General features: G+C 63.3%; 16 protein-coding genes. 11 read left to right on the top strand and 5 right to left on the bottom strand.

Annotation, left to right across the window (positions count from 1 at the left end; all coding sequences use genetic code 11):
* Window positions 1-203: 203 nt before the first annotated feature.
* Window positions 204-701: a glutathione peroxidase gene (locus tag Q0C23_RS02335; RefSeq protein WP_291510772.1), complete on the bottom strand. Its 498-nt coding sequence runs from the start codon at window positions 699-701 to the stop codon at window positions 204-206.
* Window positions 694-1,929 carry a tyrosine--tRNA ligase gene (gene tyrS, locus Q0C23_RS02340; protein WP_367273172.1) on the bottom strand — a complete coding sequence of 412 codons (1,236 nt, stop codon included), beginning with the start codon at window positions 1,927-1,929 and terminating at the stop codon, window positions 694-696. Before tyrS ends, Q0C23_RS02335 begins: the two co-directional genes overlap by 8 nt.
* 298 nt (window positions 1,930-2,227) lie before the next feature.
* Here tyrS and Q0C23_RS02345 point away from each other — a divergent pair, with 298 nt between their 5' ends.
* Both Q0C23_RS02345 and Q0C23_RS02350 read left to right on the top strand, forming a co-directional pair.
* Entirely contained in the window at window positions 2,228-3,556 is a 1,329-nt protein-coding gene (locus Q0C23_RS02345) for a porin (RefSeq protein ID WP_291510774.1), read from the top strand.
* A gap of 17 nt (window positions 3,557-3,573) precedes the next feature.
* Entirely contained in the window at window positions 3,574-4,071 is a 498-nt protein-coding gene (locus Q0C23_RS02350) for a DsrE family protein (protein ID WP_291510775.1), read from the top strand.
* A 135-nt stretch (window positions 4,072-4,206) separates the two neighbouring features.
* Here the strand turns inward: Q0C23_RS02350 and Q0C23_RS02355 are convergent, their stop codons facing one another.
* The 3 genes from Q0C23_RS02355 to Q0C23_RS02365 all read right to left on the bottom strand — a co-directional run bounded on the left by Q0C23_RS02355 (window position 4,207) and on the right by Q0C23_RS02365 (window position 7,829).
* Entirely contained in the window at window positions 4,207-5,391 is a 1,185-nt protein-coding gene (locus tag Q0C23_RS02355; protein ID WP_291510776.1) for a type II secretion protein, read from the bottom strand.
* The gene (locus Q0C23_RS02360; protein WP_291510906.1) at window positions 5,381-6,916 is read right to left on the bottom strand and encodes a hypothetical protein; all 1,536 of its coding nucleotides are present in this window, start codon (window positions 6,914-6,916) and stop codon (window positions 5,381-5,383) included. Before Q0C23_RS02360 ends, Q0C23_RS02355 begins: the two co-directional genes overlap by 11 nt.
* A gap of 247 nt (window positions 6,917-7,163) precedes the next feature.
* Entirely contained in the window at window positions 7,164-7,829 is a 666-nt protein-coding gene (locus Q0C23_RS02365; RefSeq protein WP_291510777.1) for a MarC family protein, read from the bottom strand.
* A 154-nt stretch (window positions 7,830-7,983) separates the two neighbouring features.
* On the opposite strand from Q0C23_RS02365, the gene Q0C23_RS02370 reads away from it, so the two are divergent.
* The 9 genes from Q0C23_RS02370 to ruvB form a co-directional block, all read left to right on the top strand.
* Window positions 7,984-8,241: an FmdB family zinc ribbon protein gene (locus tag Q0C23_RS02370; protein ID WP_291510778.1), complete on the top strand. Its 258-nt coding sequence runs from the start codon at window positions 7,984-7,986 to the stop codon at window positions 8,239-8,241.
* A 70-nt stretch (window positions 8,242-8,311) separates the two neighbouring features.
* Window positions 8,312-10,102: an aspartate--tRNA ligase gene (gene aspS / locus Q0C23_RS02375; RefSeq protein WP_291510779.1), complete on the top strand. Its 1,791-nt coding sequence runs from the start codon at window positions 8,312-8,314 to the stop codon at window positions 10,100-10,102.
* On the top strand, window positions 10,086-10,535 hold the full coding sequence (gene nudB, locus Q0C23_RS02380; RefSeq protein WP_291510780.1) for a dihydroneopterin triphosphate diphosphatase: 450 nt from the start codon (window positions 10,086-10,088) through the stop codon (window positions 10,533-10,535). Before aspS ends, nudB begins: the two co-directional genes overlap by 17 nt.
* A 45-nt stretch (window positions 10,536-10,580) precedes the next feature.
* Window positions 10,581-11,678, top strand: a complete 1,098-nt coding sequence (gene nadA, locus Q0C23_RS02385) for a quinolinate synthase NadA (protein WP_291510781.1) — start codon at window positions 10,581-10,583, stop codon at window positions 11,676-11,678.
* Between the two features lie 80 nt (window positions 11,679-11,758).
* Window positions 11,759-12,298, top strand: a complete 540-nt coding sequence (locus tag Q0C23_RS02390; RefSeq protein WP_291510907.1) for a 1-acyl-sn-glycerol-3-phosphate acyltransferase — start codon at window positions 11,759-11,761, stop codon at window positions 12,296-12,298.
* Window positions 12,299-12,371: 73 nt separating this feature from the next.
* A complete protein-coding gene (locus Q0C23_RS02395) occupies window positions 12,372-13,124 on the top strand; it encodes a YebC/PmpR family DNA-binding transcriptional regulator (protein ID WP_291510782.1) in 753 nt (250 codons plus the stop codon).
* A gap of 15 nt (window positions 13,125-13,139) precedes the next feature.
* Window positions 13,140-13,640 (top strand): crossover junction endodeoxyribonuclease RuvC, encoded by a 501-nt coding sequence (gene ruvC / locus Q0C23_RS02400; protein WP_291510783.1) that lies wholly within the window; start codon window positions 13,140-13,142, stop codon window positions 13,638-13,640.
* Window positions 13,637-14,212, top strand: coding sequence for a Holliday junction branch migration protein RuvA (gene ruvA, locus Q0C23_RS02405; RefSeq protein ID WP_291510784.1), 576 nt, complete (start codon window positions 13,637-13,639; stop codon window positions 14,210-14,212). The genes ruvC and ruvA overlap by 4 nt, the downstream gene beginning before the upstream one ends.
* A gap of 49 nt (window positions 14,213-14,261) precedes the next feature.
* The coding region (gene ruvB, locus Q0C23_RS02410) for a Holliday junction branch migration DNA helicase RuvB (RefSeq protein ID WP_291510785.1) at window positions 14,262-14,882 on the top strand (621 nt) is incomplete at its 3' end.

Here is a 14,882-nt window from a genome sequence, read left to right on the forward strand (position 1 = left end):
CCAGATCGCCCTCTGGGCCTAAACCCCACACATCTCCACTCGGTTGGGAAAGAACAGTTGGGAAGCTTTGGGAGCTTCCCGCGCAGCAGCTGTGCTGCGTGGTGAGGGCGCATTATACGCGGGCTCCGAGGGCTGTCAACACCCCCGCCGTACCGGGTTGGGCACCCGTCGCTGCCCAGGCCCACCGCGGGCCGCAGCAGGGCTCAGGCCGGTCGGCGCAGGAGTTCCTCGACGGCGGGGGCGATCTTTTCGGGCGCCACCCGAGGGGCAAATCGCCTGTGGGGCCGGCCCTGACGGTCGACGAGGAACTTGGTGAAGTTCCAGGTGATGCGAGGCCCGAACCAGCCGGGCAGGGCGCTCTTGAGATACTGAAAGAGGGGGGTGGCGCCCGGACCGTTCACCTCTACTTTGGCAAAGACCGGGAAGGTCACGGCGAAGCGACCGTGGCAGGTATCACCGATGGCCTCGGCGCTGCCGGGCTCCTGATGGGCAAACTGGTTGCAGGGGAAAGCGAGCACGCTGAAACCCCGGCTACCATAGGTCTGGTAGAGCTTCTGCAGGCCGGCATACTGGGGCGTGAAGCCACAGAGGCTGGCGGTGTTGACGATGAGCAGCACCTGTCCGGCAAAGTCCCGCAGGCACTGTTCGCGCCCGTCCAGGAGCGGTAGGCAGTAATCGTAGAGCTGCGCTGATTCAGGCATGGTCTGTTTCCTCTCCTTGCAGACAAACGCGCGCGATGTGCCGCTTGCCGAATTGCAGAAGGTGTTCGGTCCCTGCCTCGAGGACGAGGCTGGGCTCTTCGATACGGATACCGTCGAGTTGCACGGCCCCCTCGCGGATCTTGCGCATGCCTTCACTGCTGCTGCGTACCCAGCCCAGGGCCTGCAGACATTTGGCCAGGGTCCGGGGTGGGTCGATACGCAGGGTCTGTGTTGGCAGATCGTCGGGAACTTCGCGCCGCTGAAATTGCGCAAGAAAGGCCGCGCGCGCGTTAACACCCACCTCCTCGCCGTGAAAACGGGCGACCAATTCCTGCGCCAAGTCGAGCTTGCAGTCTCGAGGGTTGAGCGCGCCCGCCTCGGCCTGACGTCGCAGAACTAGCTGCTCCTGCGGCGATTTTGCTGAGAGCAGAGCGTAGTAGCGCCACATCAGCGTATCGGAGATGGACATGAGCTTACCGAACATTTGCTCCGGAGGGTCCTCGAGGGCGATGGTATTGCCCAGAGATTTGGACATCTTCTGGGTGCCGTCCAGGCCTTCGAGGATGGGCATGGTGAGCACTACCTGCGGTCTTTGGCCGTATTCCTTCTGCAATTCCCGCCCGACCAGGAGATTGAAACGCTGATCCGTGCCGCCGAGCTCGACATCGGCACGCAGGGCAACGGAGTCGTAGCCCTGCAGAAGCGGATAGAGAAATTCGTGCACAGCGATGGGCTGTTGCGCCTGATAGCGCTTGCTGAAGTCGTCCCGCTCCAGCATCCGGGCGACGGTGTAGCGGGCCGCCAACTGGATGAGTTCCTGAGGTTTCAGGGCGTCGAGCCAATGCGAGTTGAAGACGATTTCCGTCCGCTGTGGGTCCAGGATCCGAAAAATTTGCTGGCGATAGGTCTCGGCATTGGCCGCTACCGCCTCAGCCGACAGGGGCGGCCGGGTGCTGCTCTTGCCCGTGGGGTCGCCGATGCGGGCGGTAAAATCGCCGATCAGGAACAGTACTTGGTGTCCGAGATCCTGAAACTGACGGGCTTTGTGCAGCAGCACGGTATGACCGAGGTGCAGATCCGGAGCCGTCGGATCCATTCCGAGCTTGACTCGCAGCGCCCGCCCCTCCTGCGCCGCCCGCTGCAGCGCCTCGTCCAAGGCTCCCTCGGGCAGGATATCACTGCTCCCAAAAGCCAGCTGTGCGCTGGCGGACTCGCCATCCATCTCCACCTCTCTACCTCGCCCGTGTCGTCCTTTGGAAAACCCGGTGAGGATACCATCGGGCAGTCTCGCGGAGTAAGTCGAGCAGCTACTCATCAGGGCATCACTATATTGCCGGATACTCAATGGTATGGCCTTAACCGCGCAAAGCCGGCGGGACTCGCCGTGCCCTGTGGTCCAGAAACGGGTCTCGCGCGGACGCGACGGGGCGTCAGTTTTGGGAAATGGAGGGTTCTCGAGGAAATGGCACACAACTTGCTGATACTTGTCACGAAGGACATTATTCCATTACCGCGAGATGACGATCATGCAGAGAATAAACCGCAAAGGCCATGCCCAGAGGATCATTCCGCTATTCCTTGCTGCCTTGGTTTGGACGCCGCTGGCTCAGGCCGCCAACTGGTTTGCGCTACAGGGAATATCGCCTGCCAAAGCGCCGCTCTTCGGCGTATCTGGCTTCATCGAGCCGAGTCTTTACGCGCAGTCGGGCACGGAAGATGCGTTGAACCATCAAATACCACACATCAACCTAGTGGGGCCCAACTTCACGCAGAGTACGACGGCGCAGATCCTGCGGGCGCGGATCATGCTGCGTGGCAATATCAATCCCCATATTTCCTATTTCTTCGGCGGCGAATTCGGTAACAACGGCTTTACCAATATCCGTGGCAAATATCAGCCGGGCCTGATTGACGGTCATTTCACCTTCAGCTATATCCCAGGAGCCCGAGTCGAGGTAGGCCTGATCCGCGCGCCCAGTGCCGAAGGCGCGATGCAAGGATTCATGAGCTACAACTACGTCATCAGCCCGACGGTGGTCACGCAGCTGATGAACCAGACCATGTACGATTCGGGCAAGCCCTATCAGCCAGTCCGGGCCTTGGGCGGCAATTACCTGGTACCAGGTACCGACACCTTGGGCATCAATGGCTTCCGTTATCCTGGCGTGATGCTGTTTGACTGGTTCCGCCACGGTCCATGGGAGTTTACCTACGGCGCCATGGTGGGAATGTACGGCACCGTCGCTGCGGGCAATCAGTCCAATAGCCCGATGGAGGCGGCGCGCCTGCAGCTGGCCTATGTGCTGGGCGGGAAGGGGCCGTTCCGCAGCGATATCCAAGGCGGCCTCTGGTATCAACACGCGCAGCCCCTGCTGGACGGTCACAGCTACAATATGGATCGCTACGGCGTCGATCTGCAATATCTTCAGGGTTACATGCAGCCATGGGGACGGCAGTTGCGCTTTGAATATATCCGCGGCTCGGGCTGGATCGATGCGCCAGCGGCCTTCAGCAGCGCCCCCGGCCTCCCCGCACCCCTGACCAACACCCAGCTTTATCCGGGCCAGGAGAATCGGGCCTGGGGTTATATGGCGGAAGTGGGGCTCTTCTTTACCCACCACATCGAGGCCAACTTGCGCTACGACTATTACAATCGCTTACCCAATAATCCCGCGCAGAATCGCATCTTCAAAACCTTCGCCATCGGCTTGCAGTATCACTTCACGCCGCTGACCAAAGTCATGGCAGGTTACTATTTCCGTACCTTGGATGTGCCGCATCCCAATCCCGTCTCCGCAAGCGTGGCCAATGCCGTGGACAACGTCTTTGCCATGCAGGCCATGATCGCCTTTTGACTTCAAGGAGAGTTTTCATGTCAAGCGTCCGTCTGTCCCGTCTGCTCACTGCTCTGGCCCTGCCGCTGCTGTTGCTTGGGGCTGCTCCAGCCTGGGCCAACGTGTCGATGCTCAAGGACTTCGATTACGCCAAGCCCACTTTCATCCACGATCACCCCTTCGCCATTGCTCACGTAGTGCTGCAGGTGAGCCAGGACAATCCTGCCCGCTGGAATCTGACCCTCAACAATGCTCAGAACCTGCTGAATTACTTTGGTCAGGAAAAGGTGCAGATCGTGGTCGTAGCCTTTGGCCCAGGCATCAAGATGTACCTTCCCTCCAGCCCCGTCGCCAGCCGGATTGCGGCCATCAACGCCGAAGGGGTGGAGTTCGATGTCTGTCACAACAGCATGGAGCAGTTCAAGAAAAAGACCGGTCATCTGCCGCCGCTGGATCCCTCGGTGGTGATCGTGCCGGCCGGCATCGTCCGCATCATGCAATTGGAGTCCCACGGTTTCGACTACGTGAAGCCCTAAGTCGTTCTCAGCCCGCTTGAGGCGTCCTGGCTGCACCAGGGCGCCTTTTTTCTGTGGGGATCTGAACGAGAGCCCGGCCAACCGCAGCTGCAGTCCGGTGATGGAATCTTGCCCGAACCCGGCGAGACGATCTTTTCAGGGTTTTATCTCGCGCCCGATGCCGTATTTCAGACGGCGCACCGGCAGATACCAGATCAATCCGTCCCCCAGCATGAGGATACCCGCGCCCATGAGTAGGTACTCCGTAAAGCTGTAGGGAGTGATCCCGAGCATCTTGTGGATGGCGATACTCAGACCGATGAAGGCGACACCCGTGCGGATGAGGGACAGTCCAGTGCGGGCGCGGGCATAGGAGGTCCGGTGGCTGCTGGCAATGGTGCGCTGCGCCGCCAGCATGTTGCGCTCCCGCGCGAGATAGGTCCGCTCCTTGCTGGCAGGCACCGGCGGAATGATGGAGCAGTAGGGGGGGATGGTGGCGGCAAGTCGTGCCAGGTGGGTGTCGTCCTGCGCCTGGCAGGGTCGTTCGCGCAGATGGTAGCGTTCGGTGAAACGTATGTTGGCCGCCGTAATCTGGATCAGCTCCTTCTGACAAGGGAGATCCATGCGCGATCCCCGCACTTGCAGGTAGTCGAAAAGGCCGATGACGGCCAGCACGACACCGACCACGAGGATGGGCAAGTAGTAGGGGGAAAGCACGCTGTCGGGCAGGTGTGTGAGCACGTGGGCCAAGGCCACCATGGCCAGCCCCCAGCGCAAGAGCTTCATGGAGGTGCGCGCCCGGGCGTGGGCGGTACGGTGCGCTGCGAGCTTGGTTCGCCACAGCGCCATGGTATTGCGCCAGTAGGCGAGCCCCGTACGCTCGATGCCGATGAGCAACGGCGCTTCGGCGTGCAGGTAGTCCTGAATGTACCAGAAGATGTCCTCGCCCAGGGCAACCCGGAATTCGTAGGCAGCCGCGGGTAGGAGTTCGCGTACCTGGGCGCGCATGCTGGGGCTGTCGGGTACGGCGGCCGCTATCACCACGGTCTCGCCCAGCTGGCGCACGGGAAACCAGACCTGCGCCCTGAGCATCTTGGGGTCGAGCCCGGCGAACAGCGCCGTGGGCACCGGTAGGCGCTCGTCGTACTGGACCGCGGGACAGCCATAGTATTGGGAGAGGGTGTCGAGCAGGACGCAGCGAGAGAGCCCGAAATCCCGAAGCAGCACCCGCTCCAGGGGGATCTGACGACGATTGGCGCTGTCCTGGGCCGCCTGCCACTGCGCAGGACTGAGGTAACCCGAGCGGACCAGGCCTTCGTAGGCGGCGCTATCAGGACTCATGGCGGTAGTGCTCCCGAATCCAGGCGCTTTTGGGCAGACGGTAGTCGGCATCGGCAATCTCGAAGTGGGGTGCCACGAAGGGCGAGTGTCGCTTGGAGCGTTCGGCTGGGAGGTACCAGATGAGCCCATCGACAATCAGGTAGAGACCTGCGAGTACCAATCCGGCATCGAAAAGGGTCCACCAAAGGTCTTCCTGCTGCGCGAAGTGGAAATAGATGTACAGGCCCGCGCCTACGGTCATGAGGCTGAAGCCGGTGCGGATGAAGGCCATGCCGGTGCGCGCACGGGCCATGACGGTGCGCAGGCGGGACATGGCGTTGCGCTTGTCCGCCAGAGTGGTGCGCTCCAGGGCGAGGCCGGTGGTAGCATAGACGCCGGGCTGGGCGGCCACACCGTTGGCCTCGACAACGGGATCCACACCCTGTCGGTACAGGCAGGAGGAGGGAAAAATTCGATCCCAGAGCCCGACGTGGTCACGCTTCTTGGCGACGGCAGCCAGGGCGTGATTGCCGGCGTGGCGGCCCGGGTGGTACCAGATGAAGCCCTCGATGAGCATCAGAGTGCCGACGGCGATGAGGGTCCAATCGAAGATGGACCATGGCCCCGGCGGAAACTTGCGGACGAAGGCGATGCCGATACCAACGAAAGCGATACCGGTGCGAGCGAAGGCAAGGCCGGTGCGGGCGCGGGCCATCATCACCCGCAGATAAGCCAGTATGGTGCGCTCCTCCGCAAGATCCGTCCGGTCGTTGGCAAGAAAGCGGCGCCGCTCCACCGGTGAAAGTCCATCCCACCGCTCGCGCAGGGCCTTGGCCGACGGCACAACGGGACTACGGCGAAATCGCCATCTGCCCTCAGAGGTATCCACCTCCAGGGCGCTGTATTCCGGGGGGAGATCGTAGGGCGGATACTCCTGGATCTGTCGCGACTCTTGCCGCGCGGGCCAGTACCAGAGGATACCGTCGATGATGGCCAACACGCCCAGCACCAGTAGTGGCAACTCAAAGAAGAGCAGGGTGCCGCCACCGAAAAAGCGGAGAAAGGCGACGGCGATACTGATGAAGGTCAGACCCGTACGGGCAAGCGCAAGGCCCGTGCGACTTCGGGCGAAACGCGTCCGCTGCGCCGCGTAACGGGTACGTAGACCCGCCAGGTAGGTCCGCACCTTGGCCAGAGGCGTGCGTCCGCCGGATACGGGAAAGTGCGCATTGAGGTCGGCACTGTTCTCGATGAGGCGGACCAGGTCTTCCGGCGTGGCCACGCGAAAACGCAGTTCCGAGACCCCCAGGGCCTCACGGATGTGTTCCACCAGGGCCGTATTCTCGGGCTCACAGACGATGACCTCAGCGCTGTCCTTGCCCCAAGCGATAGGTAGCCACAGCTCGCGCCGCAGGGTATCCACGCCCAGCCGACGCAAGGTGGAAGATGCCGCCGTCAGTCCCTCTTCGTACTCTACCGTAGGCCAAGCGTACTTTGCCTGCAGCTCCTGAAGTCGTTCGTCTTTGGCTAAGGTCTGTGCGCTTATTTTTGGTCACCCCAGATGCATTGCGTGCCGACGGCGCCTGCGCTCGCCATCGGCATCTGTGAGGCCATAGGCTTGGGCGTCACGCGGTACCGGATCGCTGCTATGGGCCGGCGGCTATCGACCTATGAAAAATCCTGCCATTGTACGCAAATCGGCGGCTTTTTTTCCAGTGGGCTTTGGGCTGACGCGCCGCGACTGCGCCGCCTACCAGAGCGGAGACGGCCGGCTCTGGCAGCAGTCCGGACGATCAGGCACCCGGACCGGCAAAACCGTGCGTCAGCGCGGGGAAGAGGGCAGCGAGCCCATTGGCGATGAAGGTCACGGCAATGGAGGCGAGGACCAGACCAAAGATTCGGGTGGAGATATTGATGCCCGTAACCCCGAGGCGTCGCGACAAGGGGCCAGAAAGACGCAGCGCGACGTAGGCCACCCCGGCAATGGCCAGGATATCCAACACCAGAAGACCGCTGGACAACCAGGAACTGCTCTTGTGGTGGGCGATAATGACGGTGATCATGGTGCCCGGTCCGGCCAAGAGAGGGATGGCCAGGGGGACGACCGCGACGTCCTCCTTCTGCATGCCCTCGGCGGCTTCTTCCGGCGTGTGCCGGTAACGACTGGATTTGGCCTGCAGCATATTGAAGGCGAGCAGCATCAGCACCATGCCACCGGCCACCTGGAAGGCGGCGATGCTGATCCCGAAAAACTGCAAGATGTATTCGCCGAGAAAGGCAGACACCAGCAGGACGATGGCCACCGCCCGGGCGGCAAGGCGGGCCGTGGCCAGACGCTGCGGCGGGGTCTCATCGCTGGTCAGGGCAATGAAAATGGGGATCGCACCGACGGGGTTGAGAATGGCGACCAGGGCAATGAAGGTCTGCAAGGCGGCGTGCAACTGATCGGCGACACTCATCGCGACCCCCATCGACGGGGGAGAAAATCGGCAGCGAGCCTCGCGCGAAGGCGGCACGGCAACACGGCGGTTGTCCTCACCTCTTGAAAATCGTGGCCAGTGGACGTATTTATGTTCCAGCAGATTCTGCTGTTCAAGCGTGGAGAATACCACAATGCCAACCTACGAGTATGTATGCAAGGACTGCGGGCATGCCTTGAGCATCGAGCAGCGTATGACCGATCCGCGCCTGGTGGATTGCCCTGCCTGTGGCCAACCAGGTCTCGAGCGACAGCTGGCAGCGGGCGGCTTTGCCCTGAAAGGCAGCGGCTGGTACCAGACGGACTTCAAGGGCGGCAGCAAAGCCGCCAGCAGCGCGTCCAGCGAGCCGGCAACGCCGCCCTGCGCGGGAGGCAGTTGCGCCTGTCATTGACGTCACCGACGGCGCAGGACAACATGTACGGGCCCTTCGGGGCCTTTTTCCTTATCTGGGCCGGACGCACATGCGCACACACTATTCAAATGAAATCGGTACCGACCTCATCGGTTCGGAACTCACACTCTGCGGCTGGGTACAGCGGCGGCGCGACCATGGTGGGGTCATCTTTCTCGACCTGCGCGATCGGGAGGGACTGGTGCAGATCGTCGTCGACCCCAGTCGGGAAGCGGCCTTCGCCGTCGCGGAACAGGTTCGCGCCGAATATGTGCTGCGGGTACGCGGCCCTCTGCGGGCGCGGCCAGCGGGAAGCGAGAATCCGGAACTCAGCAGCGGTGCGGTGGAGCTGCAGGCGGTGACCATCGAGGTGCTCAACCGCTCCGAGCCCCTGCCCTTCCCCCTGGATGAGGACGGCATCAGCGAGAATCTGCGCCTCAAATATCGCTATCTGGACCTGCGCCGACCAGAGATGGCAGCACGCCTGCGTCTGCGCCATCGGGTCACCCGCTATCTCCGCCACTATCTGGACGAGCGCGGCTTCGTGGACGTGGAGACGCCCGTACTGACGCGCTCGACCCCGGAGGGCGCCCGGGATTACCTGGTCCCCTCGCGCACCCAGCCTGGGCATTTCTTCGCCCTGCCCCAGAGCCCCCAGATCTTCAAGCAGCTGCTGATGGTCGGCGGACTCGAACGCTACTATCAGATCACCCGCTGCTTTCGCGACGAGGATCTGCGCGCTGATCGGCAGCCGGAATTCACCCAGGTGGATATCGAGGCCTCCTTCGTCGATGAAGAGGCGGTCATGGCCATTGCCGAGCCCATGATCCGCGGCCTGTTCCGCGAGCTTCTCGACGTAGATCTGGGCGATCCCTTTCCGCGCATGCCCTACGCCGAGGCCATCCGTCGCTATGGCGTCGACCGGCCCGACCTGCGCAATCCTCTGGAGTTGACGGAGCTGACGGACCTGGCTCGGACCGTCGAGTTCAAGGTCTTCCGTGCGGCCGCGGAAATGCCCCGGGGGCGAGTGGCCTGTCTGCGCGTACCGGGCGGGGCAGACCTCAGCCGCACCCAGATCGATGCCTATACCGAGTTTGCTGCCATCTACGGCGCCAAGGGCCTGGCCTGGATCAAGATCAATGCTCTGGATCGGGGCAGCGAGGGTCTCCAGTCGCCCATCGTCAAGTTCCTGCCGGAAGCTTTCCTGCAGACGATGCTGGAGCGCAGTGGCGCGACCGTGGGCGACATCCTCTTCTTCGGCGCCGACCGTGCCAAGATCGTCAACGAGACCTTGGGCAATCTGCGCAACCGCATTGCCGCGGATCGCGGACTCCTGCGAGGGGACTGGCGGGCGGTGTGGATCACGGATTTTCCCATGTTCGAGCAGGACGAAAAGGAAGGCCGCTGGGTGTCCACGCACCATCCCTTCACCGCACCCCAGGAGACCAGCCTGGCCCGCCTGCAGAGCGATCCCGAGCAGGCTCTGGCCAGAGCCTACGATCTGGTGCTCAACGGCAACGAGATCGGCGGCGGCAGCATCCGCATCCATCGACGCGATGTTCAGGAGCAGGTCTTTGCGGCCCTGGGCATCGATCCCGAAGAGGCGCGCAACAAGTTTGGTTTTCTCTTGGATGCCCTCAGCTTTGGCGCGCCTCCCCACGGCGGCCTGGCCTTCGGCTTGGACCGCCTGGTCATGCTGATGAGCGGCGCAGACACCATCCGCGATGTCATCGCGTTCCCCAAAACCCAGAAGGCGGGCTGCCTGCTGACGGACGCGCCCAATCTTGTGGCCGAACGGCAACTGCGGGAGTTGGGTATCCGCCTGCGCCCCGGGGTGCTGGACGATGGCCAAGCTTCCTAAGTCCGTACTCGTGCTGGTACACACCGCCGAGGCGGTGCTGCTCCTGGAGCGCCTGCAGCCCGAAGGCTTCTGGCAGTCGGTGACGGGTAGTCTCGAACCCGGCGAGGACTGGGAGAGTGCGGCGCGCAGGGAGCTCCTGGAGGAGACGGGCTTCTCGGCGCAGGGGCTGGTGGACACCGGGGTGCGCAATCGCTTTCCCATCCGACCGCCCTGGCGCGAACGTTACCCGGCGGACGTGGAGGACAATGAGGAGCACGTATTTACCCTGGCCCTTGCCGAGCCCCGGAACCCCCGGCTGCAACCCACGGAGCATCGTGCCTTTGTCTGGCTGGCCCCGCTGGAGGCAGCCCGCCGCTGCGGCTCGGCCACCAACCGCGACGCCATTCTACGGCAGTTCCATCTGGTTCTTGACGGTCGCAGCCTGGCCTCGTAGCGTGATGCGTATGGCCGCCACCCGTGGCGGACCGGGAGATGGACGATGAGTGTGGAAAGCGTCAGGCTCTATGTGGACCGACCCGGGGTCGCCGCTGCCCTGGATGCGCGGATACGTGCAGCCAAACAGGCCTTGGGCGACCGCCTGGTCATCCTCGGACACCACTACCAGCGGGAAGAGGTCTATCGGCACGCCGATTTTCACGGCGACTCGCTCCAGCTGTCTCGCGCCGCAGCGAATCAGAGAGCAGAATTCATCGTCTTCTGTGGCGTCCACTTCATGGCAGAGGTGGCAGATATCCTGAGTCGCCCGGAGCAGATCAGCATCCTGCCGGACCTCAATGCCGGCTGCGCCATGGCCGACATGGCCAATATCGCGCAGGTGGAGCGGGCCTGGTCCGAGTTGCGCAGCGTACTGGATCCCGACAGCGAGATTACACCGGTCACCTACGTCAACTCTTCCGCTGCCTTGAAAGCCTTCTGCGGTGATCACGGTGGTAGCGTCTGCACCTCCTCCAATGCCCGCAGAGTGCTGGAATGGGCCTTTGCACAACGGCCCAAGGCGCTGTTCTTCCCCGATCAGCACCTCGGACGCTGGACCGGCCATCAGCTGGGCATTCCGCTGAGGGACATGCCGGTGTGGGATCCCGATCTGCCGTTGGGCGGCCTGAGTCCGGAAGAGATCCGTTCGGCCCGTATCCTGCTGTGGAAGGGACACTGCTCGGTGCATCAGATGTTCCAGCCGGCCCACATCCAGCAGTGGCGCAAGGCTCACCCCGAGGGCAAGGTGATCGCTCACCCGGAGTCCGCCTTCGAGGTCTGCGCCGCCTCGGACTATGTCGGTTCCACCGATTTCATCCTGAAGACCGTCAAGGCGGCAGCGCCGGGAAGCGAGTGGCTGGTGGGCACCGAGATCAACCTTGTCAGCCGCCTGGCCGATGAGGTTCGGGACGAGCACAAACTGGTGGAGTTCATGTCGCCCATGGTCTGCATGTGCTCCACCATGTTCCGCATCGATCCCGAGCAGCTGGCCGAGACCCTGGAAGATCTGGTGGCAGGGAAGGTGCGCAACCGTATCCAGGTCCCGGCGGCGACGGCAGAATCGGCACGGCGGGCCCTGGATCGCATGCTGGAGGTCTCCTGAGCACTGGACGTAGTCGGGGGGACTATGGCCCGGATCGGGCCTCGGAATGGAGCTTAAGCCAGCGTAGTCTGCACCTGCTCATTCGCGCCTACGCCCGCTGGTATCAGGGCGCCTCTTGGGAAGCCAGTACCGTCCCCGACACGGGTGCCGCCATCCTCGCCTGCAATCACCTGTCGGTGATCGATCCGCTGCTCCTGATCGCCAGCAACCGTCGCGTCGTATCCTTTCTGGTGGCGCGGGAATATTACGAGGCACGCTGGTTGCGTCCCTTTCTGGATCTCATCCACTGCATTCCCGTGAAACGGGACGGACACGATCTGCAGGCACTGCGCGCTGCCGCCCGGGTTCTGGCGGCCCAGCGGGTCCTCGGGATCTTCCCCGAGGGTGGCATCGCTCGCAACGACGTGCGCCGCGGTCTGGGCTGGCTGGTGCGGGAGAGTGGCGCGGCGGTGGTGCCTGCCAAGGTCATCGGCGTGCACCAATATCCCTCGGACTGGCGTACCTGGTCGGTGCGGCAGCATCCCCGCCTTCGCTACGGCGTCCCGCTGCACTTTCTGGAGCAGGCAGAGCCTTCGGAGATTCTTGGCGCCACCATGAGCGCCATCGCCACCCTGGCATGACGCCCGCGCGCCGGGTGCGCTATGATGTCGCTTCATTCGTGTTGGATACCCGTAGAGCTAGCAAGGAGTTACCATGGCCGGTCACAGTAAGTGGGCCAATATCAAATTTCGCAAAGCGGCCCAGGATGCCAAGAAAGGCAAGATCTTCACCCGTCTGATCCGCGAGATCACGGTGGCAGCCCGCGCCGGCGGCGGCGATGCGGGGAGCAATCCACGCCTGCGTACGGCTCTGGACAAGGCCTATGCCAACAACATGGCCAAAGATACCGTCGAGCGCGCCATCAAGCGCGGCACCGGGGAACTCGAGGGCATCGATTACGAAGAGGTCACCTACGAGGGCTACGGCCCCAATGGCGTGGCTATCCTCATCGAAACCATGACCGACAATCGGGTGCGCACCGTCGCCGAGATTCGGCACATCTTTTCCAAGCGCGGCGGCAATCTCGGCACCTCAGGCTCTGTCGCCTACCTGTTTCAGCGGCGCGGCATGATCACCCTACCGGTGGACGCCGGTGAGGATCGCGTCCTCGAAGCCGCCCTGGAGGCGGGTGCCGAAGACGTGGTGACGGAGGAAGAGCGCATCGTCGTCTACACCGAGGCGACGGCCTTGCACGGCGTTGCCGAGGCGCTGCAAGCCGCGGGGCTCAAACCCGAGGAGGTCGAGCTGACCATGATCCCGGAAACCACCGTTGAGGTCAGTGGCGACGACGCCGACAAGCTCATGCGCCTGCTGGAGGCCCTGGAAGAGAACGACGACGTTCAGAACGTCTACGCCAACTACAGCCTGAGCGACGAAGAAATGGCGCGTCTGGAAGCGGCTTCCTGAAAGTGGCGGGGTCCTTTGCGCATCATCGGGATTGACCCGGGTTCCCTGCGCACGGGTTACGGTGTCATCGAGGTCGATGGGCGCGGGCGTCTGCGCAGTATCGGCTACGGTTGCATGGTCGTGGCCGGCCGGCCTTTTCCGGAGCGTATCGGTGCCATCCACGCGGGTCTCGTGGAGGTGCTGACGGAGTTCCGACCGGAGGCGGCAGCCATCGAGGCGGTCTTCATGGCGCGCAATGCCGATTCTGCCCTGAAGCTGGGGCAGGCCCGGGGAGCGGCGCTGGTAGCCCTCCTGCAGGGAGGATTGCCGGTGCACGAATACACGGCCCTGCAGATCAAGAAGGCCGCGGTGGGAGGCGGCCATGCCGCCAAGGAGCAGGTGCAGCACATGGTGCGGGTATTGTTGAGCCTTGCCGAGGCGCCCCAGGCAGATGCCGCCGACGCTCTCGCCTGCGCCATCTGCCACGCCCACCACGCGGGCACGTCTTCGATCTGGGCACGGGAGTCGTCGCGATGATTGCCTTCCTGCGCGGGCATATCCTGGAGCGCCGCCCACCGTGGCTGTGGCTGGAGGTGAACGGCGTCGGCTACGAGCTGGAGATGCCCCTGTCCGCCTTTTTCCAGCTGCCGGCGGATGGCGCTGTCTTGAGCCTGCACACGCATCTCGTGGTGCGAGAGGACGCGCACCTGCTCTATGGCTTTCGGGAGCGGGCCGAGCGCGATATATTCCGGCAGCTCATCAAGGTCAGTGGGATCGGCGGCAAGGTTGCCCTGGCCTGTCTCTCGGGCATGGATGTCGAGCAGCTGCGCCAGGCCCTGCGCGATGGTGATGTGCGTCGGCTCACCAGCATTCCCGGCGTCGGCGCACGCACCGCAGAGCGCCTCATCGTCGAACTGCGGGACAAACTGGCGGGCGGATCTGCCGGTACCGCGCCGGCAACGGGCGACCCGCGTCAGGAGGCCATTGCCGCGCTGCAGAGCTTGGGGTATAAGGCGTCGGACGCGAGCCAGGCCCTCGCCGGACTCGATGCGGGACTGAGTATCGAGGAACTCATTCGTCAGGGCCTGAAATCCCTCGCACGGCATTGACGGGTGCGGGTTTCTCTTTGCGGATCCATGGGAGAAGTGCAGCAATAGCATGGTAGAGCGCGGCCCCTTGAGTCTCGAGGAAGACGGCAACGACAAGCTCGATCGCGCCCTGCGACCGAGGCATCTGCAGGAGTATCTGGGCCAGCCGCGTCTGCGCGACTCCCTGGCGCTGTTCATCGATGCGGCCCGCGGTCGCAATGAGGCCCTGGACCACGTACTGCTGTTCGGTCCGCCCGGCCTTGGGAAAACCACCCTTGCGCATATCATCGCCCAGGAAATGGGTGCCGGACTCAAGGTCACCTCGGGGCCCATTCTGGACAAGCCCGGCGATCTCGCGGCCATCCTCACCAATCTGCAGCCCTTCGACGTGCTCTTCGTGGACGAGATCCACCGTCTGAGCCCCGTGGTAGAGGAGATCCTCTATCCTGCGCTGGAGGATTACGAACTGGATATCCTTATCGGCGAGGGACCCTCAGCCCGCTCCATCAAGATCTCCCTGCCTCCCTTTACCCTCATCGGTGCCACCACGCGGGCCGGGCTGCTGACCTCCCCGCTGCGCGATCGCTTCGGCATCAGCTTCCACCTCGAGTTCTACAGCGTCGACGAGCTTGCGCAGATCGTGTCCCGCTCTGCCCGCATTCTGCAGACACCCTTCGATGCGGCGGGCGCG

The sequence above is a fragment of the Acidithiobacillus sp. genome, from assembly GCF_023256195.1.
Taxonomy (GTDB): Bacteria; Pseudomonadota; Gammaproteobacteria; order Acidithiobacillales; family Acidithiobacillaceae; genus Acidithiobacillus_A.